This window comes from Acuticoccus sediminis (assembly GCF_003258595.1).
Lineage (GTDB): Bacteria > Pseudomonadota > Alphaproteobacteria > Rhizobiales > Amorphaceae > Acuticoccus > Acuticoccus sediminis.
In genome coordinates this window covers 378,520-402,539 of the sequence record NZ_QHHQ01000007.1, presented here as the reverse complement: position 1 = coordinate 402,539, position 24,020 = coordinate 378,520, and the positions used below count along the sequence as shown (strand labels likewise).

20 protein-coding genes and 2 pseudogenes are annotated in these 24,020 nt (G+C 70.6%); 9 read left to right on the top strand and 13 right to left on the bottom strand.

What is annotated here, in order from left to right; genetic code table 11:
- Positions 1-7 precede the first annotated feature (7 nt).
- A complete protein-coding gene (locus DLJ53_RS27585; RefSeq protein WP_111351341.1) occupies positions 8-343 on the top strand; it encodes a transposase in 336 nt (111 codons plus the stop codon).
- Between the two features lie 279 nt (positions 344-622).
- On the opposite strand, the pseudogene DLJ53_RS27580 reads toward DLJ53_RS27585, so the two are convergent.
- Positions 623-1,375: pseudogene (locus DLJ53_RS27580) on the bottom strand (IS3 family transposase); the annotation flags it as partial.
- Between the two features lie 67 nt (positions 1,376-1,442).
- Between DLJ53_RS27580 and DLJ53_RS27575 the strand changes: the two are divergent.
- Positions 1,443-2,498, top strand: coding sequence for an IS110 family RNA-guided transposase (locus tag DLJ53_RS27575; RefSeq protein ID WP_111351340.1), 1,056 nt, complete (start codon positions 1,443-1,445; stop codon positions 2,496-2,498).
- Positions 2,499-2,747: 249 nt separating this feature from the next.
- On the opposite strand, the pseudogene DLJ53_RS27570 reads toward DLJ53_RS27575, so the two are convergent.
- From DLJ53_RS27570 to DLJ53_RS27540, 7 genes and pseudogenes are all read right to left on the bottom strand, one after another.
- Positions 2,748-3,005, bottom strand: a pseudogene (locus DLJ53_RS27570) (transposase); the annotation flags it as partial.
- A gap of 242 nt (positions 3,006-3,247) precedes the next feature.
- The gene (locus DLJ53_RS27565) at positions 3,248-3,820 is read right to left on the bottom strand and encodes a class I SAM-dependent methyltransferase (protein ID WP_146620110.1); all 573 of its coding nucleotides are present in this window, start codon (positions 3,818-3,820) and stop codon (positions 3,248-3,250) included.
- A gap of 603 nt (positions 3,821-4,423) precedes the next feature.
- Positions 4,424-4,723, bottom strand: coding sequence for a hypothetical protein (locus DLJ53_RS27560; protein ID WP_111351337.1), 300 nt, complete (start codon positions 4,721-4,723; stop codon positions 4,424-4,426).
- A 159-nt stretch (positions 4,724-4,882) separates the two neighbouring features.
- Positions 4,883-5,092 (bottom strand): hypothetical protein, encoded by a 210-nt coding sequence (locus tag DLJ53_RS27555; protein ID WP_111351335.1) that lies wholly within the window; start codon positions 5,090-5,092, stop codon positions 4,883-4,885.
- Entirely contained in the window at positions 5,089-6,243 is a 1,155-nt protein-coding gene (locus tag DLJ53_RS27550; protein ID WP_202913378.1) for a DUF2092 domain-containing protein, read from the bottom strand. Before DLJ53_RS27550 ends, DLJ53_RS27555 begins: the two co-directional genes overlap by 4 nt.
- 363 nt (positions 6,244-6,606) lie before the next feature.
- Positions 6,607-7,293 (bottom strand): gamma-glutamylcyclotransferase, encoded by a 687-nt coding sequence (locus tag DLJ53_RS27545; RefSeq protein ID WP_162409607.1) that lies wholly within the window; start codon positions 7,291-7,293, stop codon positions 6,607-6,609.
- A gap of 147 nt (positions 7,294-7,440) precedes the next feature.
- Complete coding sequence (locus DLJ53_RS27540; protein WP_111351331.1) at positions 7,441-8,352, bottom strand: LysR substrate-binding domain-containing protein; 912 nt, start codon at positions 8,350-8,352, stop codon at positions 7,441-7,443.
- 139 nt (positions 8,353-8,491) lie between these two features.
- Between DLJ53_RS27540 and DLJ53_RS27535 the strand changes: the two genes are divergently transcribed.
- Positions 8,492-10,285, top strand: coding sequence for an acyl-CoA dehydrogenase family protein (locus tag DLJ53_RS27535; protein ID WP_244935175.1), 1,794 nt, complete (start codon positions 8,492-8,494; stop codon positions 10,283-10,285).
- 338 nt (positions 10,286-10,623) lie between these two features.
- Positions 10,624-13,299, top strand: coding sequence for a bifunctional lysylphosphatidylglycerol flippase/synthetase MprF (gene mprF, locus DLJ53_RS27530; RefSeq protein WP_111351329.1), 2,676 nt, complete (start codon positions 10,624-10,626; stop codon positions 13,297-13,299).
- 393 nt (positions 13,300-13,692) lie between these two features.
- Here mprF and DLJ53_RS27525 read toward each other — a convergent pair whose 3' ends face one another.
- From DLJ53_RS27525 to DLJ53_RS27505, 5 genes are all read right to left on the bottom strand, one after another.
- Positions 13,693-15,714: a methyl-accepting chemotaxis protein gene (locus tag DLJ53_RS27525; protein WP_162409605.1), complete on the bottom strand. Its 2,022-nt coding sequence runs from the start codon at positions 15,712-15,714 to the stop codon at positions 13,693-13,695.
- 171 nt (positions 15,715-15,885) lie between these two features.
- Positions 15,886-16,578, bottom strand: a complete 693-nt coding sequence (locus DLJ53_RS27520) for a Crp/Fnr family transcriptional regulator (RefSeq protein WP_111351326.1) — start codon at positions 16,576-16,578, stop codon at positions 15,886-15,888.
- 432 nt (positions 16,579-17,010) lie between these two features.
- Positions 17,011-17,322, bottom strand: coding sequence for a DUF2218 domain-containing protein (locus DLJ53_RS27515; RefSeq protein ID WP_111351325.1), 312 nt, complete (start codon positions 17,320-17,322; stop codon positions 17,011-17,013).
- A gap of 51 nt (positions 17,323-17,373) precedes the next feature.
- Complete coding sequence (locus DLJ53_RS27510) at positions 17,374-18,417, bottom strand: alpha/beta hydrolase (RefSeq protein WP_111351323.1); 1,044 nt, start codon at positions 18,415-18,417, stop codon at positions 17,374-17,376.
- A gap of 519 nt (positions 18,418-18,936) precedes the next feature.
- Positions 18,937-19,485: a hypothetical protein gene (locus tag DLJ53_RS27505; protein WP_146620109.1), complete on the bottom strand. Its 549-nt coding sequence runs from the start codon at positions 19,483-19,485 to the stop codon at positions 18,937-18,939.
- A 184-nt stretch (positions 19,486-19,669) separates the two neighbouring features.
- Between DLJ53_RS27505 and DLJ53_RS27500 the strand changes: the two genes are divergently transcribed.
- The 5 genes from DLJ53_RS27500 (at position 19,670) to DLJ53_RS27480 (ending at position 24,012) form a co-directional block, all read left to right on the top strand.
- A complete protein-coding gene (locus DLJ53_RS27500; protein ID WP_111351320.1) occupies positions 19,670-19,936 on the top strand; it encodes a helix-turn-helix transcriptional regulator in 267 nt (88 codons plus the stop codon).
- A 386-nt stretch (positions 19,937-20,322) separates the two neighbouring features.
- Positions 20,323-21,231 (top strand): siderophore ABC transporter substrate-binding protein, encoded by a 909-nt coding sequence (locus tag DLJ53_RS27495; RefSeq protein ID WP_111351319.1) that lies wholly within the window; start codon positions 20,323-20,325, stop codon positions 21,229-21,231.
- On the top strand, positions 21,228-22,211 hold the full coding sequence (locus tag DLJ53_RS27490) for an ABC transporter permease (RefSeq protein ID WP_425320976.1): 984 nt from the start codon (positions 21,228-21,230) through the stop codon (positions 22,209-22,211). The genes DLJ53_RS27495 and DLJ53_RS27490 overlap by 4 nt, the downstream gene beginning before the upstream one ends.
- A gap of 5 nt (positions 22,212-22,216) precedes the next feature.
- The gene (locus DLJ53_RS27485; protein ID WP_111351318.1) at positions 22,217-23,257 is read left to right on the top strand and encodes an iron chelate uptake ABC transporter family permease subunit; all 1,041 of its coding nucleotides are present in this window, start codon (positions 22,217-22,219) and stop codon (positions 23,255-23,257) included.
- The gene (locus tag DLJ53_RS27480; protein ID WP_111351316.1) at positions 23,254-24,012 is read left to right on the top strand and encodes an iron ABC transporter ATP-binding protein; all 759 of its coding nucleotides are present in this window, start codon (positions 23,254-23,256) and stop codon (positions 24,010-24,012) included. Before DLJ53_RS27485 ends, DLJ53_RS27480 begins: the two co-directional genes overlap by 4 nt.
- Positions 24,013-24,020: the final 8 nt, after the last annotated feature.

The window sequence follows — 24,020 nt, the reverse complement described above, 5'->3', positions numbered from 1 at the left end:
CGCAGAGGTGTTCCATCGACCATTCTCCAGCCGACGTCACCTGGCCTCGTACTTGGGGCTCGCACCAACCCCGTACGCCAGCGGTGATCAGCAGCGGGATCAAGGGATCAGCAAGGCCGGGAACAAGCCGGCCCGAACGCTGCTCGTCGAGATTGCCTGGGTTTGGATGCGGCACCAGCCGGGAAGCGCGCTCACCACATGGTATCGGGCGCGATATGCGCAGAACGGGGCGCGAAGCCGGAAGGTCGGGGTCGTCGCGCTGGCGAGGAAGCTTGCGATCGCCCTCTGGCACTTCGTGGAACATGGGGTCGTTCCGTCAGGAGCAGTCTTGAACGCTCGCTGACGGCTTCAAGAGCTTCGGCGGAACGTCTTCCGTCGAGGGCACGGGCAACGACCGGGCGTAGTGATGGCGCCAACTGCCGAGTTGTAGTTTGGTCGCCCCGTTCAGCATCCCGAGGGTCGTGAACAAGATCGTGGTCCGACGCGCTCGCGCTTGAACCGGATACAAGTGGATGCGCCAAAGGTGGCGCATAGTCTCCGACCAAAGATGCTCAAGCCATGCGACGAACGAGCGAGTAGGAGTTCAGATGACACACGACGCTTGACCCGGAACAACATACAAGTCTCTACGCCAAGCCTCCAACTTTTCCGCCGCGTCGGCAAGACTCAGGAACCAGTGGGCGTTCAGGCACTCGGCCCTGAGCCGCGCGTTGAACGCTTCGATGTAGGCGTTGTCGGTCGGCTTTCCGGGCCGGGAGAAGTCGAGCACCACGCCGTGGCGGTAGGCCCACAGATCCATGTCGCGGGAGATGAACTCCGAGCCCTGGTCCACGCGGATGACCTTCGGCACGCCGACCGTCGCACACACCCGTTCGAGCGTCGCCACCACGTCTTCGCCCCGATAGCTGAACCGCGCATCGAGCACCGGGCAGTAGCGCGAGAACGTGTCGACCACGGTCAGCACCCGCAACTTCCGCCCCGTCGCGAGCTGGTCGTGGACGAAGTCCATCGCCCACACGTCGTTGGGGCGGACCGCGTCCGTGCGGTCCTCGCGCAGCTTCGCCTTCACCCGGCGCCGAGGGGTCTTGTTTCTCAGCTGCATGCCCATCTCCTTGTAAAGACGGTAGATCCGCTTCGCATTCACGTCCCAGCCCTCGCGGCGCAGAAGGACGTGCACGCGCCGGTAGCCGAACCGCACGCGTGTCTCGCAGATCTCCCTGATCCGCTTCTCGAGAGCGGCCTGGCCGGGCCGACGGGACGTATACCGATAGGTCTTCGGATCGAACCGGATCGCCGCACAGGCGCGGCGGATCGACACCGACCAGTTGGCACGCATCGCATCGACGAGCGCTCTCTTCCGACCAGGCCTCAGAGCTAGTGGGATGGTCCGCGCTGCCTTCCCGCCCGATCATCGGGCGACTGCATGGAAGGAGGATCTGACTATGATGCGTAACCAACCCCGGGACTGCGCCGTCTTCGGCGTCGATATCGGCAAGACCGTGTTCCACGTCGTCGGGCTCGATGCGGCCGGCGCGGTGCTGCAGAAGGCGAAGTTTCGCCGCGACACGCTGCTGCAGTTCTTCGAGAGGGCAAGGCCGGCGCTGGTGGCGATGGAGGCATGTCCCGGCTCGCAGTGGCTCGCGCGCAAGATCGGTCTGCTCGGCCACGAGGTACGGATCATCCCGGCACAATTCGTGAAGCCCTACGTGAAGTCGCACAAGAACGATGTGATCGACGCCGAGGCGATCGCGGAGGCTGCGACCCGGCCGACGATGCGCTTTGTCGGCGTGAAGGAAGCGCATCAGGTCGACCTGCAGATGTTGCACCGGGTTCGTGGCCGGCTGGTCGCCAGCCGGACGAAGCTCATCTGCCAGATGCGCGCCTACTGCCTCGAGCATGGCGTGGCGATGAGGCCGGGTGCTGGCGTGTTCAAGATCGACATCCTTCGCGTACTCGATGACGAGGACAACGATTTGACCGATCGCGCACGCCTGGTGCTTCGCGAGCTCCACGCCGAGCTCATTGAACTCGAGAGCCGGATTCGGACCGTCTCGACCGAGATCAAGAACATAGCCGATGCCGACGAGACGGCGCGTCGGTTGATGACGATCCCGGGCATCGGGGCTCTCGGAGCGACGGCCATCCTCGCAGCCGTCGGCGACCCGCGGCGGTTCAAGAAGGCACGCGACATCCCCGCTTGGCTCGGCCTCGTGCCGCAGCAGCATTCGACCGGAGGCAAACAAAAGCTCCTTGGGATCGCCAAGAGAGGGAGCAACTACTTGCGAACCCTTATCGTGCATGGCGCGCGTTCGGTCTTCATGCATCTCGATCGGTCGAAGGATCGTCTCGGGGTCTGGGCTGACCAGCTGCGCGGTCGGATGCACGCCAACAAGGTCGTCGTCGCGTTGGCGGCGAAGATCGCGCGCATCGTCTGGGTGATCCTGAGCACCCCGGGCGCGACATATGAGCGGCGACCGCCTAAGGCCGCGATCGTCTGAGTTATGAGATCCGGCAGCGCCGGAAAGGAGTGCGAGGTTCGTAGGTGATGACGAAAGGGTCGATCGGCGTTCGGTAAGTCCGGTTCGAAAGCGGGCTTCGTGCCCGAACCAGTTAGTTGGAAACCGAACGCGCTGATCTCATCATGGCCTGGCCGGAAAACCGGCCCACTCGCGAGAGGCCGGATACATTGACGCAATCCCTGACGCCACCGCCGAAGAACGTTGCACAGGCAGCGCGGACCATACATTTCGCTTGATGACGTCCTGCAACATCTCACGATCGAGCGTCAGGTCCGCGACGATCTTCTTCAGCCGGGCGTTCTCCTGTTCGAGCTCGCGCAGCCGGCGCATCTCCGACGGCAGCACCCCGGCGTATTTCTTCTTCCAGTTGAAGTACGTCGCCTGACTGATTCCCGCCTTCCGGCAGATCTCCGCAATAGGCGTCCCATCTTCGCCCTGCTTGATGATGAACGCCTTCTGCGCGTCCGTGAACTGCGATGCCTTCACCGCTCTCCGCTCCTTCTCCAGCCAAAGGAATCAGCGCGGAAAACTCTACCTCGCCACTGAGGGCATTTCAGGGGAGCAGACCAGGTGAGGATCCCAATCGGGCGCTGACCGCCAGGGCCTTCACCTTTACGGACCGGCTCCTTATGAGCCTGAGCCATACGCGCTCGCGAGGAGCGCGCCGGCGCGTGCTATAATGGGCTTCGATCCGCACCGGCACTTTCACCGATCCGCCCGGCTGCGGACTAGATGTCGCCGCGGCGCTTCAGGCTCGTCGTCGGCCTCACGCCGAGGGCGCCGACGTACTCTGCAAGACCCATGGCGGCGAGGTCGAGCTCCTTCATCTCCGCTTTGAGCTCGTCGTATCGATCGGCCAGGGTTGTCGAGTCCGGATCAAGATTTGTCACCAGGACAAGTCCTGTCGGCGGGGCGTCGAGAAAGGCTATCCTCAGGTCTGGCCGGTAACTCTGAAGGATCGGAATGATCTTCCAGACGTCGCCAGCCCACTGCCCGTTATGGCGGGAGTATTCGGACGTCTCGCGCTGCGCCCGACGGGTCATCCCGACGTCCGTCGGAATGCAATCGTGGAGGACGATCACCGAATTGCGGTCGGCCAGTCGCTCGGTATTCAGGAAATCCTTCAAGAGCGCCTCGGCATGATGGAGGCCGTCGAGGAAGGCAAAGTCCACGGCGCCGCCAAGAAGCGCCGGGACGTCGCACCCGGCGAAGAAGTCGTCGCTCGTCATCCGGACGATATGGATGTGCGGGTTGGCCTCCGAGAACCCGTCCGGGACCAGCGGTTCGGGATCGACACCCACCGACGTCACCCGCGATCGCCTCAGCGAGGCGCCCCTGCGAATGCCGATCTCGAGATAGTTCTTCGGCTGGAGCGTCCGATGGAGGCGCCCCAGGACCTGCCGGTAGGCCTCGCCCTCATGGCAAGGGATGTAGTATCTAGGATCTTCGAATATTGTCAGCGCTTCACTCCTCGGCTTCGCATTCCTGGAGGGCGTCACGGAACAACAACAAATATATGCCTCTTGGTAAGATGAAGGTCTGAACCTGTCAACGATGGGCTCTCGACACGAAGTCTATTCGCGCACGAGCCTTGGCGGTCATCGCCACAGGATCATCCTTGGCCAGGGGCCACGCGCGATACCTGTCGTCACGGGTGACGCCGCTCGGCTGCCGGCGGAGGCGCATTCACTTGGCCATCTCGCTACGACGCAAAGCATTCGCGGCGAACCGGCACTCCCCCTCGCGCATCGCGGCGAGCGGGTGGGCGGATGTTCGGGATGCAACCGCCCACCCCTCGGTCTCCTCCGGGGTGTCAGGACTGTGGTTCGGGGTGGAGCACCTCGGTCGACGGGCTCATCCGCCGCCCCGCTGCCGCGGTGGGCGAAGGTCCGCGGGGCGTCGGTTCAGTTCGGGCATTCCAGCCGGCTGCCTGCGCCATACGTGCACCGCAGACTGCCGGCCGCTTCCTTGACCATCAGCATGCACTCATCGTAGTCGCCCGCCGCGTGGGCCGTCGTGGCCTTCTCGATATTGTCGGCCGCGATCTTTTTGGCGGCGTCCTCGGCATGAGCGTCCAGCTGCGCCTGGACCTCCGAAATGCCGGACTCGCACTGTTGCATCGCGGTCTGGGCGTGGACCGACGTCGCCAATGCGAAGACGCTCCCGGCGGTCAGGGCGCAACGAACAATTCTTTTGATCGACATTTTGCGTTTCCTCCAAAGCCTTGATGTGAAGTTCGCCGGGGCCGCTGTCCGGTCCCGGCGTCGGTCGCACGACGTGCGTTCCGGTCCGTCGGCTCGCCGTTCCGTCTCCGGGCCTGCGGCAGGCCGCCGTCGAGGCCCGCATGGACCGGCGCGGCGGCCTCAGCAGTTGTAGACGCCGACGGCGCAACGGCGCGCCGTGCGTCGGGCGACGCCCGCGACGCTCACCGGAGTGAGCGGGCGACCGACGCGAGCCTCGGCCTTCGATATGGCCGACGGAAATCCCCGGATGGCGGGGAAGCCGGAACCGAGCGCCGCGGCCAACACCAGGGCGGCGCCGAGCACGAGACCGAGCCGCTTCATCGTTGTCATTGCGCGCTCCTCGTCATGAAATTCGCCGGAAGCTCCGCGACCTTCTCGCGAAGCGCCGCGGGGTCGACCTTCTGCGCGCCGGACGCCGCCGCGAAGTCGAACCTGTCCGGAGCAACCGCGTCGCCGGTCCGCCAGTCACGGAACTCGATCGTGTATTGCGGCGCGTGCGCCATGTGCTTCGTCGTGATCGCATAGCGGCAGGGCAGCGGACGATCGCCCTGGGCGATCCAGATCTGCCAGTCGACCTCGTCGGTGCGGAAGGCGAGCCAGTCGCATTCGGCTCCCCCGACGACGCCGCTGCCGAGATCCTTGACGTCGTAGACCTCGCTCATGAGCGCGTCGTACGGGTCCGACAGCAGGAGGTCGGCAGCCGGCAGAGGCCGGCCGAACCTGTCGCGCAGCGTGTCCACGAGCTGGTCGAGCGAGCCCGGCAACTCGACCTGTGCGTAGGCGTTCGCATTCTGCCCGACGAGCGTGAGAGTGGTGCCGTCGAACAGCATCTCGAGGTCGAGGAAGCCGCCGGCCCGGGTGGCGCGGACATGGTCCGGCCGCTCGAGCGAGACGGTGCCGGAGCTGGCCAGCCCGAGCTTCTGGCCGGCCTCCGTCACCACCTCCAGGGTGGCGTCGAAGTCGAAGGCGAGCCGGTCCTGCGCGGCGAGATAATCCGACATCGCCTTGAGCAACTCCCGGGCCGCGGGCGAGTCGCTGACGCGCATCAGCTCGACGCGCCGGTTGAGCTCTCGGCCCTCGGCCGTCTCGTTCGCCGCGACCGGCCGATCGGCGCCGACGCCGGCAGCCTCCAGCCGGCCCGCGTCGATCCCCCGCTCGACGAGCGCGCTCCTCACCGCCTCCGCGCGCTGCAGCGACAGCGCCTGGTTGTGCCCGGCATCGCCGCTGGCGTCGGTATGGCCGACGATGCGGAGCGTCCAGTCCGGGAAGCTCTCCAGCACCGTGGCGACGTCGTCGAGCAACGGCCCGGACTGGGGCTGGATGACCGCCTTGTCGCTGTCGAAGTGTATGCCGTGGAGGTCGTAATCCTGACGCGTCTGGAGCGCCTGCTCCATCGCTTCGCGGTCAAAGGGCTGATCCGGGGCGGGAGCGGTCTGGGCCGCGGCGTTCGTGAGGTCGAACGCCAGAATCGAACCAATCAAGACCGCGCACGCACTCAGCCCGACGCCTGGTCTCCGGAACATGCTTCATTCCCCGCGCCCGGCGCCGCATTCGGCTTCGGGCTATGCTTGAAAAATTCTTTTAAAATCATATTGCTTCACCTCCCAATACAGCAGGTGACCGACGAACATCTCCTGTCCATCTTGCTCGCAGTGGCCCGAGATTAGCGCAATTTTTCGATTTCAGGGAGGAGAAGATGAAGCCGGGAACGCAGAATCTGGCCGAACCGGCGGGGCGCGGAGGGGCACGGCAACGGCATCGCGGCGGCAACCGACTGACGGAATTCGGCTCCTGCAGTGTCCGCACCGGCAGGACGGGTGCGCCGCCTTCCGCCCCGGGCCCCGCTACAGCCCTTCGACCGGGACCGGCAGGCGCTCCAGGCGTTCGGCGACGAGGGACTGGAGGCGCCACAGTTGCGGGTCGCGGACGCCGTGCCTCTCCAGCTCGGTCACGGTGTTGAGCAGGTACTCCGCCATCGTGCCCACGTGGCCGACCGCCGAGGCGAGGATGTCCGCAAGGTCCTCCTCCAGCGGTTCGGGGACGTAGAGCGGCCATGACCGGTCGATCGCGAAGGCGATGGCCCGGACGGGGCCGGCATCGGTGCTGGCCTCGACCCACTCGGGAGCGAGCGGCGGCTCGGTCTGCAACATCGCGACGAGCGAGGCCGCCAGATTCTCGGGCGCCATGCGCAGCACCACGCCGGAGCAGCTGCCGCCGCGGTCGAGAGACATCATCAGGCCCGGCGCCGAAGGGCAGCCGCGAAAGCGCCTGTCCCCGATGCAGAACGCCCGGCGCCACCCGTCGAGGTGCGCGACCCGCCGCTCGGCGACGGTAAAGCGGGGCTTCCAGATCAGCGATCCGGCCGCGAAGACCCACAGTTCGTCCGGCCGCTCGAGCCGCGACAGGACCGCCTCGGCGGTCCGCTCGTAGTAGTCCGGGCCAGGCGCGTCCACCATCAGGGGGCCGCGTTCATCGGTGCGGGGCGGCAGCCGGTCGACGAGGGCGCGCGTCAGTCGCAGGGTGTCCGTCATCGCGCGCGTCTCCATCAGGCCCGGTGGTGCCGACATCGGCGGTCCGGAGGGACCGAAGGCGTCCGACCCGCGGGTATTTCTACGGCCCGCTCCGCTCCGCGCCAAGGCGGGCCGCCCGCCCGGAAGCGGCGACGCGTACGGTGCGCGTCAGACGGGAACCGACGCCGGGGCGCCGGCTCGCGTCATGGCCGCCGCCTCGGCGGCGAGCCAGTCCGCGAAGGCCGCGAGTTCCGGGGCGTCCGAGGGGCGGCGGAGGTGCTGGAGGACGAACCACCGCTTGGTCGGACGGATCCGCGGGTGGGCCGCCGCGAGGACGCCGCGCTCGATCTCGGGCCGCACGAGCGCCTCGATGCCGATGGCGATGCCGAGCCCACGGGCCGCCGCCTCCATCGCGAGGCCCGCGCTCTCGAAGCTGCTGCCGCCCTCGGCCGAGACCGAGCGCAGGCCCGCGTGGTCGAGCCAGCGCCGCCAGTCCTCCGGCCGCGGCCGGGCGTGCAGGAGGTCGGCGGCGGCAAAGTCGGGGGGCCCATGCTCGACGAGCGCGGGGGCGCAGACGGGCAGGGTCGCGATCGGCAGCAGCCGACGCGTGACGAGGCCGGAGCGGGGCGCGCCGTCCGACACCGCGATCACCGCATCGTAGCGCGCCGGCGTCAGCTCCAGCGGGTTGGCGCTGGTGTGGATGTCGACCGCAACGTCCGGCAGGCTGTCGCGCATCCCCGCGAGGCGCGGCATGAGGAAGCGCGAGGCGAAGAAGCCGTAGACGCCGACCGACAGGCGCCGGGCGCGGCGCAGGCGCACGCCACGCGCGGCACCGGCGATCTGGTCGAGCGCCTCGCCAAGCTCGGCGGCGAGGGCCGCGCCCGCCTCGGTCGGCTCCAGCCCGGTGGCGCGGCGCACGAAGAGCGCCGCCTCCATCCGCGCCTCGAGCTCGCGGACCTGTCGGCTGACGGCGCCCGGCGTCACGCCCAGCTCGTCCGCCGCCCGGGTCATCGAGCGGTGGCGCGCCGCGGCCTCGAAGGCGCGCACGGCGGAAAGGGGCGGCAGGCTGCGTCCGGACATGCCTTTGAGTTTGCCTCAACATACCCGGAATGGAAATCGATTGATCTTGCATTGACCTCAAGGCGAACGTGCGCTGCACCGAACGCACCGCGCAGGCCGCCGGCCCGGGCGAGCGCGCCAACGACAGCCGGAGGACGCCATGGACCAGCCGATGCCAGCCGCAAGCCTTCCACCCGCCGCGCGGACCACCCGGGCGGCGTCGGCGGAGCGGTCGCGCAACATCGCGCCGGACACGCGCGGCCTCGACTACTTCGCCATCGACCACGCGCTGCGAAGCCTCCTGCCGCTCTACATGGACGGGGCCCTCCTCGCCCATCTGACGCCCCATCTCGCCGAGCTGGGCGCGCTCGCAGGCGGGCACCTCGGCGCGCTCGCCGATAACGCCGAGCGGCACGAGCCGGTCCTGCACCGGCGCGACCGGACCGGACGCGACGAGGAATGGCTGGAGTTCCACCCCGCCTACCGCGAGATGGAGGCGATCGCGTTCGGCCGCTTCGGCATGCACGCGATGACGAACCGGCCGGGTGTGCTGGGATGGCCCGACAGGATGCCGCCGATCGCCAAGTACGTGTTCCACTACCTCTTCTCGCAGGCCGAGTTCGGGCTCCTCTGCCCGGTCAACCTGACCGACAGCTCCTCCCACCTCGTCGACCTCTTCGGCTCCGAGGAGATCCGCGCCCGCTACCTGCCGCGGATGTGGAGCCAGGACATGAACGAGCTGATGAAGTGCGCGCAGTTCATGACCGAGAAGGCGGGCGGCTCGGACATCGGCCGCTCCGACCTCACGGCCGTCCGCGACGGCGCCGACTGGCGGCTCTGGGGCGAGAAATGGTTCTGCTCCAACGTCGACGCCGAGGCGGCGGTCCTGCTCGCCCGGCCCGAGGGCGGGGCCGAGGGGAGCCGGGGGCTCGGCCTATTCCTGATGCCGCGGACACTGCCGGACGGGACGCGCAACGCCTACCGCATCGTGCGGCTGAAGGAGAAGATGGGCTCCCGGTCCATGGCGAGCGGGGAGATCGTGTTCGAGGGCGCGCTCGCCTACCAGCTCGGCGCGCTGGACCAGGGGCTGAAGCAGATGCTCGTGATGGTGAACTCCTCGCGCATCTCGCACCTGACGCGCGCGGCCGGCATGATGCGGCGCTGCCTCAACGAGGCGCTGGTGGCCGCGCGGCACCGCAACGCGTTCGGCAAGGCGGTGGTCGACCACCCGCTGATGCGCCGGCAGCTCATGAAGCTCATGGTGCCGACCGAGCAGGCGCTGTCCGCCCTCCTCTACACCGCCGCGGTCTCGTCCGACCCGTCGCCGCGCGCCGAGCGGCTGCTGCGCATCCTGACCCCGATCTGCAAATACCGCGCGTGCCGCGACAACGTGCCGGTCGCGACGGGGGCGCTCGAGGCGCGGGGCGGCAACGGCTATATCGAGGACTGGCCCAACTCACGGCTGGTGCGCGACGCACACCTGGGGCTCTTGTGGGAGGGAACGTCCAACATCAACGCCCTGGACGCAGTGCAGCGGGCCGTCGGCAAGGCCCGGGCGCACGAAACACTGGGTGAGGACCTTGCCGGGCGCCTCGACCGCGCGGACCTGCCGGGACAGTTCCGGACCCGCCTCTCCGCCGCGGTCGGCCGGGCAGTGCGGTTCGCGGACGAGGTCGCCGCCGATCCCGCCCACGAGCGGTTCAGCCGCGAGGCGTCCGGCCAGCTCTACCACGCCGTGACCGCGACGCTGATGGCGACGGAGGGGCAAGCCCTGGGCGAGGCCGGCGGCGACGCGCGCCGCCTGCTGCTGGCCCGCTTCGTGCTGGAGCACAGGATGCACGAGGGTGGCCCGCCGAGCCTCTCGGCCAGAGCGTGGGAGGACGAGGCCATCGCCCTCCTCCTCGCCGACACGCCGGTCCCGCTCGCGACCGCCACCCGACTGGCGCAGGCCTGACGCCCCCCTCCGCGCGCGCGGTGCGGTGCCGCGCGGGTGGCCGGCGCCGCCCCAACGGCGCCAGCGCACCGGAACGCCCGGGCCATATCTCGTATGCCGAAGCAGCGGCCGTCCTAGCGAGCGGGCGCCGACGTCCGCACTGTGGCTCGCCGGCCGCCGTATCCCGCATTCGCTTCATCGCGTTGAGATAGCCCGAACTTCCCGGCCACCGACCGCCGCGTTCGCGTGGCCGCACCACGGCGAGGCGGAATGGCCCCTCGCCGCCCGAGGCTGCGGCGACGGGCTCGACGCGATGCCCCGACACGGCGGGACCAGCCGCATCGCTTAGCACGGCGGCGATGCGATACCCTGCCGCCCCTCCCGCCGACGGCGAGACCGAGTGTCCGAACCGTCCGGCCCTCCGCCGCGTCCCGCCGTACGCGCGGACGCTCGTCCGCCTGCGCCGGCTCGTCCACCCGAGACGGCTGGCCGCCGTCGCCGCGCTTCTCCTCGCCTGTGCCGTCACGGTGTTGCTCGTCGACATGCTGGAGGGCGTCGCCGCGAAGGACGTCGCCACAGCGGTGCGGGCGACACGTCTCGCCGACCTCCTCGCCGGGGTCGCCGCGACGGCGGGGTCCTACGCGGCGTTGATGGGGTTCGAGTGGCTTGCCGTGCGTCAGGCGGGTGCCGGCGCCGTCGTCGCCCCGCGCCTCGCCGCGTTCACGGGCTTCATCAGCTGGTCGTTCACGTTCGTGCTGGGCTTCGGCGTCGTGACCGGGGGCGCGGTGCGCCTGCGCCGGTACGGCCGCGCGGGCCTTTCGGCGAGCGAGACGCTCGCCGTGACGCTGTTCGGGACGGCGTTCTTCTGGCTCGGTATCGCCGCCCTCGCCGGCGTCAGCCTGCTCGCCGCGCCGTCCGTGCTGCGCCCGGTCCTCGGACTGCCGGCGCCGGCCGGCATTGCCATCGGCCTTGCCGTCACGATGACCCTCGCGGCGTGGCTCGCGCTCGGCGGGCGGACGCTCCGTGCCGGCGCAAGGTCCGTCACGCTGCCGGGCGCGGGGACGGGGCTCGCCGTGATCCTCCTCGGGATCGCGGACACGGGGCTTGCGGCGCTCGGCCTATGGTGCGTGCTTCCGGCCGGTGCGGACATGCCGTTCCTCGCCTTCCTGCCGATCTTCGCGATGGCGACGGTCGCGGGTGTCGTCAGCCATGCGCCGGGCGGTGTCGGCGCTTTCGAGGCGGTGATCCTCATCTCGGTTCCGGGGGAGCCGTCGGCGCTGCTCGCGTCGCTGCTCGTGTTCCGCCTCGTCTACTATGTCGGCCCGTTCGCGCTGGGGGCGCTCGGGTTCGCCGCGGCCGAGCTCGCGCCGCAGCGCCACCGGCTGAGCGTGCTGCCGCACCTCGTCCTGCCGGCGTTCGCGCCGCTTGCGCCGATCGTCCTCTCGGCGGCGGTGTTCGCGCTGGGCATCCTGCTGCTGATGTCGGGCGCGCTCCCCAGCGAGGGCTGGCGGATGAGCGGGCTGGAGCGGCTCCTGCCACTCGCGCTGGTCGAGGCGTCGCATGTCGTGGCGAGCGTCGCGGGCGCGGCCCTCCTCATCGTCGCGTCGGGGCTCAGACGGCGGATGCGCGCGTCGTGGACCGCCGCGCTGGTACTGCTCTCGGCGGCGGCCGTCTTCACGCTGGCGCGCGGCTTCGACTACGAGGAGGCGGCGGCCTCGCTGACCTTGATCGGCCTCCTCGTCCTGGCGCGCGGCGCGTTCGACCGTGGCGGGCGGCCGCTTCAGACGGTGACGCCGCGCCGGGTCGCCGGCGTCGCGGGCGCCATCGCCCTCTCCGTCGCGGTCGGCATCGCCTTGCAGGGCGACCACGACTGGTACCGCGTCCACTGGTGGGACTTCGCGTTCCACTCCGACGCGCCGCGCTTCCTCAGGGCGAGCGTCGGGGCGTCGGTCGCGCTCGGCCTCTTCGTCCTGTGGCGGGCGATCCATCATCCCGTCGCACGCGCCGCCGAGATGCCCGACGGGACGCGCATCGCCGAGGCGGTGGCGGCGTCTCCCGACCCCTTCGCGAACCTCGCCTTGCTGGGCGACAAGCGGGTGCTGTCCGGCGCCGGCGGCGGCTTCATCATGTACCAGGTCCAGGGGCGGACGTTCCTGGCGATGGGCGACCCTGTGGCGCCGACGCGCGAGGCCGCGATCGACCTCGTCTGGCGGTTCCGCGAGCTCGCGCACCGGGCCGGCGGCGCGCCGGCGTTCTACCAGGTCAACGCGGCCTCGCTGCCACTCTACGTCGAGGCGGGCTTCTCCTTCGCCAAGCTCGGCGAGGAGGCGGTGGTCGACCTCGACGGCTTCTCCCTCGAGGGCGCGCGGGCAACGCGCTACCGGCAGATGCTGTCGCGCGCCGGGCGGGCGGGCCTGACGTTCGAGATCGTCCCGGCCGCCGCCGTCCCCCCTCTCCTGCCGGCGCTGAAGCCGGTGTCCGACGCGTGGGTGGCCCGGCAGAGCGGCCGCGAGAAGGGATTTTCGCTCGGCTTCTGGGACGCGGCCTATCTCGCCCGCTTCGACCATGCGCTGGTCCGGTGGGACGGCCGCCCGGTCGCCTTCGCGACGCTCTGGTCCTCGGCGGGCGGCGGGGAGATGGCCATCGACCTGATGCGGTACGGCGACGCGTTGCCCGGAGGGACGATGGACTTCCTGTTCGTGGCGCTGATCGACGCGCTGAAGACGCGGGGCGTGGCGCGGCTCAGCCTCGGCATGGCGCCCCTGTCGGGGCTTGCGGATCACCGGCTGGCGCCGACGTGGAGCCGGGTCGGGGCGACGGTCTACCGCCGCGGCGGTGCGTTCTACAATTTCAGCGGGCTCAGGGAGTTCAAGGCGAAATTCAGACCCGACTGGCGGCCGCGCTACCTCGCCTGCACCGACAGCCGCTCCATCGCGCGGGTGATGCTCGACGCGACGCTGATCATCTCCCGGGGCCCCCGCGGCCTGACGGGAGGGTCTGCGATACCGGAAACGGACGAAGACACCGCCGCCTGACCGTCGTCCCGGTCGCCGTCGAGGAGTGCCCCGAATCAGTCCGTACCCCCCCAATCCCTCTCGAATGGATGTCGGACCGCATGCGGGGCGGTGCCCCCGGACGGAGCCAGAGGCAGGGCGGTGCCTCAGCCTGTTCCCTGGAGCCAGCCGTCGCTGAAGCCCGATGAAGAGACGGACGGCGGCCGGGTCAAGGGCCGGCGCAGCCGGGCGAAGCGAACCCTTGACGCGGCCGCCGTCCGGCTCCGGGCTTCTTCAGCGACGGCTGGGTCCAGGGAACAGGCGCCCCGCCCCTGTTCCCTGGTGAAGCTCGAGCCCATGCGGTGCAACCGGCTCGCCGGAGGTCGCAATGGCGCCTCCGGCTGGTCCGGCAAGACGAGGGGTGCGTAACGGTGGTCAGGCGGCCTGACGGATGGACGTGAGGAAGTTGGTGGCGCGGCTCGCCAGCTCGCGGCCGGTCTCGTCGAGCTGGCTGGTGGCGCGGCTGACCTCGCCGACGGCCTCGCTGGTGCGTTCGGAGACCTGGTTGACGGCCTGCGACAGGGAGCGGACGCGGCTCGCGGAGCTGGCGACGTCGAGGATCGTGTGGGCGATGTCCTTCGTGGTCGCCTGCTGCTGGTTGACCGCGGCGGCGACGGCGGTCGAGACCTCGTCGACGTTGCGGATCGCATCCTGCACGTGCTCCATCGCCTCGATGAGGGTCCGGCCGGCCACGTTGAAGCGCTCGACCTCGCCGGAGATCTCGTTGGTGGCGTTGGCCGACCTCTCGGCGAGGGACTTCACCTCGCTCGCCACGACGGCGAAACCGAGCCCCGCCTCCCCCGCACGCGAGGCCTCGATCGTCGCGTTCAGGGCCAGGAGGTTGGTCTGTTCGGCGATCGCGGCGATCAGGCCGACGGCTTCGGTGATGCGCTTGCCGGCGACTTCGAGGGCCGCGGCCGTCTCGGCGGCGCCACGGGTGGTCGTCGCGGCATCGCTCGCCAGCTCCGCGTTCCTGGCGATGCGCTGGGCCACCTCGGAGAAGGAGTTGTTGAGCTCCTCCACCGCGGCGGCGACGGTCTGGATGGCGTCGGCGGCGTCGCTGGCGACGTTCGCGGCCTCGCCGGAGTCCTTGGTGCCCGAGGCGGCGGCCGTCTCCAGCGCGCCGGTCCGTTCCTTGAGGACGTCGAGCGCACTGCGCACGGTGCCCATGAGGCCGGCGACGTCGGTCTCGACCTGGGTCGCGGTGCGCTCGCGCTGGGTCGTCACCTCGATCGTGAGGTAGGCGCCGGCGAAGGCGGAGCCGCGGTCCTTCAGCGCGCCGACGCGGAAGACGCAGACCTCGTCCTCGAAGCGGGCGGTGTGCGGCTTCGGGGCGTTGCCGCGGCTCAGGGCGTCGACGTCGAGCGCGGTGCGGTTCGGGTAGACGCTGCCGAGCGGCTTGCCGAGGGGGTCGGCCGGCAATGCCGCGGCCTTGCGGGAAAGCTGGGCGAGGAGGTCGCGGGCGGAGGCGTTGGCGTAGGTGATCGTGAGCTCGCGGTCGGAGCCGGTGGTGATCACCGGCTGGTCGAGCTGCTCGATGATCTGCGCGCGCTGGGCCGCGCTCTCGGCGACGGCGGCGAGGTCGATGAGCGCGCCCTGCATGGCGCCGAGCTCGTCGCGGCGGGTCCTGTGCAGCGAGACGTGGTCGCCCCGGGCGATGGCGGTCATGTCGTCGGCGGCCCGGCGCAGCGGCCGCAGCTGGTTCCAGCCGAAGAAGGCGGAGAGCACCACGCCGAGGATCGTGATGGCGACCGCGATGAGCCCGAGGTGTCGGGCGAAGGAGGAGATCTCGCCGACCAGCACCGCGTCGCGCACGCCGACATAGAGGATGCCGGCGACGCCCTGCGGCGTCTGCGGGATCGACGGGTCGGACGCGAAGATCGGCTGGTAGAGCGTGCGGTACGACTTGCCGAGGATGACCGCCTTGCCGAGGAAGGGCTGGCCCGCCATGATCGGCGCCATCGCCGCGCTCGCCGCGCCGAGCACCGTGCCCACGGCGCGGTTGCCGTCGTCCTTGATGATGTTGGTCGTACGGCGGACGAAGTCGTTCCGGGCTGGGTCGTAGGCGAAGATCGTCGCCGTTTCGCCGGTGATGGCACCGACGCGGTCGATGAACGTGTGGTCCGGCGTGTCGGCGGTGGCGAAGGCCGGCCAGGCGGACAGGGCGAGGCGCGTGACGTTGCCGCCGCCGTCCATCTCGACCCGCACGCCGTCGGTGAAGAATTCCAGCTCGTGAGCGGCGAGGCGCAGGTTCTGGCCCTGGCTCTGCAGGAGACGGGCGCTGACGCTGGTCTCCATCGTCTGGACCGCGAAGATCACCAGGGCGGTGGCGAGCGCCAGCGTGATGAGGACGTTGAGCGAGGTCAGCTTGACCCAGACCGGCAAACGGGAAATCAACGGGCATCCTCCTGACACTGGCATCGGCCCGTCACGCGCTCCCGTCGCAGGGAGCTGTCGAGCCTCGCTGCTTCTGCCGCATGAGTCTTGCCCGTGCCTTGCTGGCCGTGCGGAGGGTCTGGCCCGGACCGGGCGCCCCGGATCAGGCCGTCGCCACCCCGCCCCGCCGGCTCAGAGGCACTCGCGCAGTCGGCTCGGCTCGAGAATGCGGATGGTGCGGTAGGAACAGTCGATGAGGCCGTCGTCGCGCAGGTCGCGCAGGATGGTGGCGAGGCGCGAGCGCGAGAGGTTTGTGAGGCGGCCGACCTCCTCGTGCGTCAGGTCGATGGCGCGCAGGTCGTTGTCGGTGGCGAGGTCGCGGCAGCCGCTGAGGCTGAGCAGGATCGCCACGACGCGCTCGCGCGAGGACGGGATCATCATGTCCTCGATGAACTGGAGCGCGCTTTCCAGGAGCTGGGCGGTGAGGAGCGCGATCCAGCGCCAGGCGGTCGGGTCCTCGGCGGCGATCTCCTCGAACGCCTCGGTGGAGAGGTGCAGCACGGTGCAGGGTCGCGCGGCGACGAGGCTGACGACGTGCGGCCTGTTCTTCACCATCGCCGTCTCGCCGATCCAGAAGCCGTGCGTGCCGACATAGGCGGTGTGGGTGCCGCCGCTGTTGAGGGCGATCTCGACGTTCACGGCGCCGGTCGCGACACCGAACGCGCCGCGCGGCGGATCACCGACGTCGTAGATCGTCTGCCGGCGCTCGAAGTGCAGCAGCCTGGACGCGCCGAGGATGCGTTCGCGAAAGGGAGCCGGTGTCTGGGTCAGCCACCCGTTCCGGGCAAGCAGCCGAGACGCCTCCTCCAGTCCAACATGGCCCATTGGCTCGCCCACTGTTTCCTGCCAGAAAAGACCTTCAATACCGCTGACTTATTTCCAATACCAGTCAGATACCGGAAGATGGGATCTCTCCGTCCGCCGTGGAAGGTCGCACGTTCGGCTGAACGGCGCCCACTTTCGGCGGCACGGCGTTGCCGCGACGGCGTGTCCGCAGCCACACCCGGAGCCTTGGACATAACATCATGGTGACGGCTGCCCGGTGGGGTACGGGTCACATTCCGGTGAGGTGTTGCGCTTCCTTCCGCTCGCGGCGACCCGGGTGCGGGGCCGCGCCGGCATCGGCCGATCACCCCGCAGCCCTCCCCCGGCGACCAGCATCGGGCGGTCGGCGGGACTGAATTGGCCGCCGCGTGGCCGGCGATCCGTCGGCGCGGGGCAGCCGTCAGATGCCCCGCGGGAGGCGCAATTGTCGCGTCAGTCGGCGGAAGGGGCGGCGGAGGGGGCGGCGGCGCTCCACTCGATCGTCGGCTTCTCCCGCCAGGCGAAGCGCTGCAGATGGTCGGTCACCACCCACTCGACGCGGGCGAGGCCCTCCGGCGTGTCGGAGGTCGCATGAAGGGTCAGCGCCTCGGTGTCGGCGGCGAGGCGCAGCGTGCCGAAGCCGAAGTCCACGTCGCCCGCGCTCTCGTCCCACGTTGCATCCACCTTATGGGCGAAGTGCTTGCAGAGCTGGGCGATGTAGCGTGACGCCTTCCCGGTGGCCACGCGGGACCTGAGGTGTGGCATGGGGGTCTCCATGGGTGCGCCGGCGGCGGTCCCGTCGACCGCCCGGCCTGATCACTTCGGCGCGGTCGCGGGCTCCGGGGCGGCCGGGTCCGGGCCGAGGGCGAAACGCAGGGCGCGGCTCATGAAGGCCGGCACCACGGAGCCGTGGTCTTCCCCGGCGAACTCCTGGAAGGCCACGGTGAGGCCGGGGACCGCGCTGAGCCGGGCCGCCATCTCGCGCGTGTTGTCGACCATGCGGTTCTGCCGCTTCCAGCGCTGGCGCTCCTTCGGGTCCATGCCGCCGGCGGTGGCCGGGCCGGGCTCGGCACGCTGCTCGTCGCCCCCGACCGCGAGGAACAGACGGGCGTTCACCCCGCGCCCCGATGCGACGAGGGCGTCCGCCTCACCGTCGACGTGGCGGTCGTTGAACCAGATGGACGGGCTGCCGGCGAGGTAGGCGGAAAACGCCCCGGGCCGCGTCAGGAGGACGTGCAGCGTGAAGAGGCCGCCGAAGGAGTGCCCCATCAGGACCTGCCGCGCGGGGTCGACCGGGAGGCGCGCCGCGACCAGCGGCTTCACCTGATCCTCGATGAAGTCCAGGAACGCGTCGGCGCCGCCCACCTCGGGCCAGGGCCGGCCGTTGGGGCGCGGCGGCAGGTTCATGGTCGCGGCCGGGGGAGTCAGGTCGTAGCTGCGGCGTTCGAGGTCCATCGGGCGGTCGATGGGGTAGCCGATCCCCACGATCACGGCGGGCTCGATGCCGCCGGCGCGGGGCCGGAGGCCGGCGAAGCCCATGATGTCGGTCGCCATGCCGAAGACCGCGTTGCCGTCGAGGACGGTGACGACCGGGTAACCCTCGGGCGGCGGCGGCGTTGCCGGACGCCAGATGTAGATGCGGTAGGTCGCGCCGGACTGGTCCGAGACGAGGTCGACCTGCTCGGCGCGCGGGATGGTGACGGGCATCGTGACAGGCTCGATGAAAGGCGTTGCGGTCGTGCCCGGGGCGCCGGCCGGTGCGGCGCGGTCGGCGGACGCCGGACCGGTGGGGAGGACGGCGGCGGCGAGGAAGGTCGCGACCGCGGCGCGGCGCGCCATGGCGTGTCCGAAGGTCGGCATCGTTCAGGACACCGCGGGGCTCAGGCCATTTCGCGGGCGGGCGGCTCGAAGGGGGACCGGGGACCGTTCGGGGCGGCGGATCCCTGCCGGCGGCCGGCTCCCCTGCACGGGAAGACCCATTCCGCCGATGGCGCCCACCCGGCCGTTGCTCCGCTTCGCCGCCATAACACTCCCTGATGCCGTCCGGCGCCCGTCGCAGGGCACGAGCACCGGCGCAAGTTGAATTCTACCGCCAGATGGTTATTCTTCAGCCGGAACCCAATATCAACGATTCGATTGGCCTTTTAATTCTTCGAAATTGTCGCAGTTGCTACATGGCAGGCCACACCTCGACCGGAATAGCAGAACAGACTACACGGCCACTGCGGCGACAACCACCGCGTGTCGCCTCCGCGGCGGCCATTCGCATTTGCGTGGCGGTCAAAATGGGGACACATTGCGATCACGCCCGACGCGATGCTCAATCCGCCGGAAACGTCAAAGTAAAACAATTCTGAACTGGACTGAAAATTGGAGTCGTTACAGGAGTGTTGCTTGGCCGCATCCATCGCGCATGACGCCGACGACACCGATCTGGTCTCCTACCGCCGGATCGAACACGCCTCCGTCGTCGTCGGATCCGAGTTCCGTATCCGCCCGGCCGCCGCGCTCGGCGGCAACGCCCTCATGGGGCGCTACACCCTCGCCGAGCTGCGCCCCGGCCTCGTCGTCCACACCAGCGACACCGTGGAGCTGCACGACCTCGTCACCGAGCTCGTCCAGCGGCCCGGTCTCACCTGCTCGGTCATCCTCGAGGGCGAGGTGGACTTCGAGCTCGGCGGCCGCCTCTTCAGCCTGCGTGCCGGCGCGGACGGGACGCCGCGCGGCCAGCTCATCCACCGCGCCCAGCCGGAGCGGTTCGTGCGCCGCGCCCGCCGCGGGATGCACCTTCGCAAGGTCAACATCACCGTCAGCCCGGAGTGGCTGGCCGGGCGGCCCGGCTGCGGGCCGCACCTGCCGGAATGCCTCGAGCCGCACCTCGCCGAGGCGGTCTGGACGCCGTCCGCGCACGCGATCCAGCTCGCCCACCAGCTCCTCAACCCGCCGCCCGGCGGGGGTCTCGTCGAGCGGCTCTACATGGAGAGCCGCGCGACCGGGCTCCTGCTGGAAGCCTTCGCCAGCCTCGCCGACATGCCGCCTCGCCGTTCCCGATCGCGAGCGGCGCAAGGTCGACGAGGCGTGCCGCCTGCTCGCCGGACAGCCGGCGGACGGGATGCGCCTCGAGGACGTCGCCCGTGCCGTCGGCGCCAGCGTCTCGACCCTGCAGCGCCTCTTCCACGCGGTGCACGGCGCGTCGATCTACGGCGTCGTGCGCGAGCGCCGTCTCGTCGAGGCGCGGCTCGCGCTGGAAGGCGGCAGCCTCTCCATCACCGAGGCCGCCGAGCGGGCCGGCTACCGCAGCCCGGCCAACTTCGCCACCGCCTTCAAGCGCCAGTTCGGCGTCTCGCCGAGCGACGTCGCCCGCCGCGCGCGCACCTGACCCATGGCACCGGACCCCGTCGCAACCGCCCCCGCGGCCCCCGGCCCGGCGAGAGCACGCCCCTTGAGAACGCGCCCCTTGAGAACGCGCCCGGTGAAGACGCGCGCGGCGATAACGCGCCCGCTGACGGCGCGCAAAGCGACAGCGCGGACGGCGGCCGCACCGCCGGCCCGACGCCGGAGCGCAACGTCGCCGCAGCCGCCCGCGACGGGATTTACATTGCCGCGCCGACGGGCTTTCACCGCCGGTGCCGGATCGCCGCCGCCACGCGGACCCGGTCGAGGCGCCGGGCCGGCGCCCCGTTCGGGACACCCCTCCCCGATGGGCCGGGGGCCGTCCAGTCCCGGCCTTCCCGCGAAGGCCACCGCATCGAGAAAGTTGGTTCGATGAAGTTCCCCCTCAGTATCCTCGCCGGCTCCGTCGTGGCCCTCGCCCTCGGCACCGCCGCCGCGAGCGCCACCGACATCGAGACCGCCACCGGCGCCGTCGAGATCGACAGGACGCCGAAGACCATCGCCGTCTACGACATCGCCGCCCTCGACACGATCAACGCCCTCGGCGTGACGGTCGCCGGCGTGCCGGACAGGCTCTTCCTCCCCGAGCTCCAGCCCCTAGCCCGGACCGCCGAGGTCGTCGGCACGATCTTCGAGCCCGACCTCGAGGCGCTCAACGCGCTCGCGCCGGACCTCGTCGTCGTCGGCGGCCGCTCCGCCCGGCAGGCGTCCGAGACCGCCCGCGTCGCCCAGACCATCGACATGACAATCGACGGCACCGAGCTCCTCGACGAGACGCTGGCGCGGATCGAGACCTACGGCATCCTCTTCGGCAAGGAGGACCGGGCCGAGACCCTCGCCGCCACCCTCGACGAGGACATCGCCGAGGCCCGCGCCGCCGTCGAAGGCAAGGGCGACGCGCTCATCATCATGACCAACGGCCCCAAGATCTCCGTCTACGGCCCCGGCACGCGCTTCGGGTGGCTGCACTCCGAACTCGGCATCCCGCCCGCGGTGGACGACCTCGGCGCGGGCATCCACGGCGACGCCGTCTCGTTCGAGTTCGTCGCCAGTGCCAACCCGGACTGGCTGATCGTCGTCGACCGCGCCGCCGCCATCGGCTCGGGCGAGCAGAACGCCCGGGCGACGCTCGACAACGTCCTCGTCCGGGGCACCAAGGCCTGGAGCGAGGGCCACGTCATCTACCTCCCGGCCGCCGACTTCTACATCGCGGCGGGCGGCGCCGACGCCACCGGCCGGATCCTGAAGGCGATCACAGAAGGCTTCACGGCCGGAAAGTGAGCGTCCCGACCGGCCTTCACCCGTCGCCCCGGGCCCGTCCCGGCCTGCGCCTCGACCTCGCGGCGGCGATCGTCCTGTTCGCGGCGCTCGTCGTCGCTAGCCTTCTCGTGGGCGTCGGCGACCTCGGCGGCGCGGGCGGGCTGCAGCTCCTCGTGGTGAGCCGCGTGCCGCGCACCCTCGCCGCCATCCTCACCGGCGCCGGCCTCGCCATCGCCGGCCTCGTCATGCAGACACTGGCGAAGAACCGCTTCGTCGAGCCGATGACGGCCGGCACCGGCCAGGCCGCCGGACTGGGGATCCTGGCGATGACGATCCTCGCCCCCGGGGCCTCCATCGCGCTCAAGAGCCTCGCGGCGACCGTGGCCGCGTTCGCCGGCACCGCCCTCTTCCTGGCGCTGGTGCGCCGCCTGCCGCCGACGCAACCCTTCCTGGTGCCGCTCTTCGCCATCGTCTACGGCGGCGTCGTCGGCGCCGTCACGACGGCCGTCGCCTGGGAGACCGACCTCCTGCAGTACCTAGACATCTGGACCAACGGGGAATTCTCCGCCGTCATGCAGGGGCGATACGAGTTGTTGTGGGTCAACGCCGCCATCGTCGCCGCCGCCTGGTGGGTGGCCGACCGCCTCACCATCCTCTCCCTCGGCCGGGACACCGCCGTCGGCCTCGGCCTCAACTATGCGGTGATGCTGCAGGCTGGCCTCGCCATCGTCGCCCTCGTCGCCGGCGTCACCGTGGCGACGGTCGGGGCGATCCCGTTCGTCGGGCTCGTCGTGCCGGCCCTCGTGGCGCGACGCTACGGGGAGGACGTGCGCGCGGTGCTGCCTATCATCGCCGCCGGCGGCGCGGGGCTGGTGCTCGCCTGCGACCTCCTCGCCCGCGTCGTGCGCTTCCCGTACGAGCTGCCGGTCGGCACCGTCCTCGCGGTGGTCGGCGCGGCGGTCTTCCTCGCCGTCATCTTCGCCCGCCCGCGCCAGACCTGACCGACATGCCCGACGCCCTCGCCGACACCGCGCCCGGAACGCCGAAGGTCGCGCCCAACGCCGCGCCAGCCGACCGCGGGCCGCTGCTCCGCGCCCACCGCCGCCGTGCCCGCCTCGCCCTCGCCGGCCTCGCGCTCGCGGCGCTCGTCGCCGCCGCGATCTCCATGACCATCGGCCTGCGCGGCAACATCGCCTTCGCGCTGGAGCTGCGCGCCGTGCGCCTCGCCGCCCTCGTCCAGGTGGCGGTCGCGATCGCCGTCTCGACGGTCGTGTTCCAGACCGTCACCGGCAACCGCATCCTGACCCCGTCGATCATGGGGATGGATTCGCTCTACCTCCTCGTCCAGTCGGTGCTGGTCCTCGCGCTCGGCGCGGCGGGCTTCTCGGCGCTCCCCGCCGGCCTCACCTTCGCCGGGGAAGCGGCGCTGATGGCGCTCCTCGCCGCCGCCCTCTTCCTGCCGATCCTCAGGCAGCGGGGCGACGTCGTCCTCATGCTGCTGGCGGGCGTGGTCCTCGGCGCTCTCTTCCGCGGCCTCTCCTCGCTGGTGGCGCGGCTCATCGACCCCAACACCTTCGCCATCGTCCAGAGCGTCAGCTTCGCCGACTTCAACACCGTCGACGAGCGCCTGCTGCTGCCCTGCATCCTCCTCACCCTCGCCGGAACGGCGCTCATCTGGCGCTCACGGCACGTCCTCGACATCATGGCGCTCGGCGCGGACGACGCGGTCGGCCTCGGCGTCGACTGGCGGCGCACGGCGGTGGGCCTCGTCCTGGTGGTCGGCGTCCTCGTCGCGGTCTCGACCGCGCTCGTCGGCCCGGTCGCCTTCCTCGGCCTGCTCGTGGTGGCGCTCGCGGAGCGCCTCGCCGGCACGACGCGGCACGCCGTCCTCCTCCCGGCCGCGGCCCTCACCGGGGTCGTGCTCCTCGTGGGCGGCCAGACCGTCCTCGCCCACGTCTTCGGCAACGCGTTGACGCTCGGCATCGTCATCGAGTTCGCCGGCGGGCTGCTCTTCCTCGTTCTCCTCCTGTCGTCGAGGCTTCGATGATCATCGTCAACGGCGTCACGGCCGTCCGCTCCGGCCAGAAGGTCATCGCCGACGTCCACCTCTCGATCCCGGCCGGCGGCGTCACCGCGCTGATCGGCCCCAACGGCGCAGGGAAGTCGACGCTGCTGTCGCTGATCGCCCGCCTGCTGCCGCTCCACGAGGGCACCATCACGGTGGACGGCCTCCCCGTGCACAGGACGCCGACGCGCGCCCTCGCGAAGCGCCTCGCGGTGATGCCGCAGGAGGGCCACGTGGCGAGCCGCCTCAGGGTGTCGGAGCTCGTCGGCTTCGGCCGCTTCCCGCACCACCGCGGGCGCCCGGGACCGGACGACCGCGCCGCCATCGCCGAGGCCCTCGCCCTCTTCGACCTAGAGGCGCTGGCGGACCGTTTCGTCGACACCCTGTCGGGCGGCCAGCGCCAGCGGGCCCGCGCCGCGATGACCTTCTGCCAGGGGACCGACTACATCCTCCTCGACGAGCCGCTGAACAACCTCGACATCACCTACGCGCGGCAGCTCATGAGGACGATCCGGCAGGTGGCGGACGAGCGGGGCAGGACGATCCTCATCGTGCTGCACGACCTCAACCACGCGGCGGCCCACGCGGACCGCATCGTCGCGATGCGCGGCGGCCGCGTCCTCGCCCACGGGCCGACGGCGGAGGTGATGACGTCCGCCGTCCTCGCCGAGGTGTTCGGCGCCGAGATCCCGGTCGCCCACGTGGACGGCCACCCCGTCGCCCTCCACTTCCTCTGAGGGCCGGC

Coding starts and splice junctions, on each gene's coding strand:
- DLJ53_RS27520 (WP_111351326.1), bottom strand. CDS start 16,578: ATGGGCCATGTTGGACTGGAGGAGGCGTCTCGGCTGCTTGCCCGGAAC.
- DLJ53_RS27480 (WP_111351316.1), top strand. CDS start 23,254: ATGATCATCGTCAACGGCGTCACGGCCGTCCGCTCCGGCCAGAAGGTC.
- DLJ53_RS27535 (WP_244935175.1), top strand. CDS start 8,492: ATGGACCAGCCGATGCCAGCCGCAAGCCTTCCACCCGCCGCGCGGACC.
- DLJ53_RS27500 (WP_111351320.1), top strand. CDS start 19,670: ATGCGCCTCGAGGACGTCGCCCGTGCCGTCGGCGCCAGCGTCTCGACC.
- DLJ53_RS27515 (WP_111351325.1), bottom strand. CDS start 17,322: ATGCCACACCTCAGGTCCCGCGTGGCCACCGGGAAGGCGTCACGCTAC.
- DLJ53_RS27545 (WP_162409607.1), bottom strand. CDS start 7,293: ATGACGGACACCCTGCGACTGACGCGCGCCCTCGTCGACCGGCTGCCG.
- DLJ53_RS27555 (WP_111351335.1), bottom strand. CDS start 5,092: ATGACAACGATGAAGCGGCTCGGTCTCGTGCTCGGCGCCGCCCTGGTG.
- DLJ53_RS27485 (WP_111351318.1), top strand. CDS start 22,217: ATGCCCGACGCCCTCGCCGACACCGCGCCCGGAACGCCGAAGGTCGCG.
- DLJ53_RS27495 (WP_111351319.1), top strand. CDS start 20,323: ATGAAGTTCCCCCTCAGTATCCTCGCCGGCTCCGTCGTGGCCCTCGCC.
- DLJ53_RS27510 (WP_111351323.1), bottom strand. CDS start 18,417: ATGCCGACCTTCGGACACGCCATGGCGCGCCGCGCCGCGGTCGCGACC.
- DLJ53_RS27560 (WP_111351337.1), bottom strand. CDS start 4,723: ATGTCGATCAAAAGAATTGTTCGTTGCGCCCTGACCGCCGGGAGCGTC.
- DLJ53_RS27540 (WP_111351331.1), bottom strand. CDS start 8,352: ATGTCCGGACGCAGCCTGCCGCCCCTTTCCGCCGTGCGCGCCTTCGAG.
- DLJ53_RS27575 (WP_111351340.1), top strand. CDS start 1,443: ATGATGCGTAACCAACCCCGGGACTGCGCCGTCTTCGGCGTCGATATC.
- mprF (WP_111351329.1), top strand. CDS start 10,624: ATGCGATACCCTGCCGCCCCTCCCGCCGACGGCGAGACCGAGTGTCCG.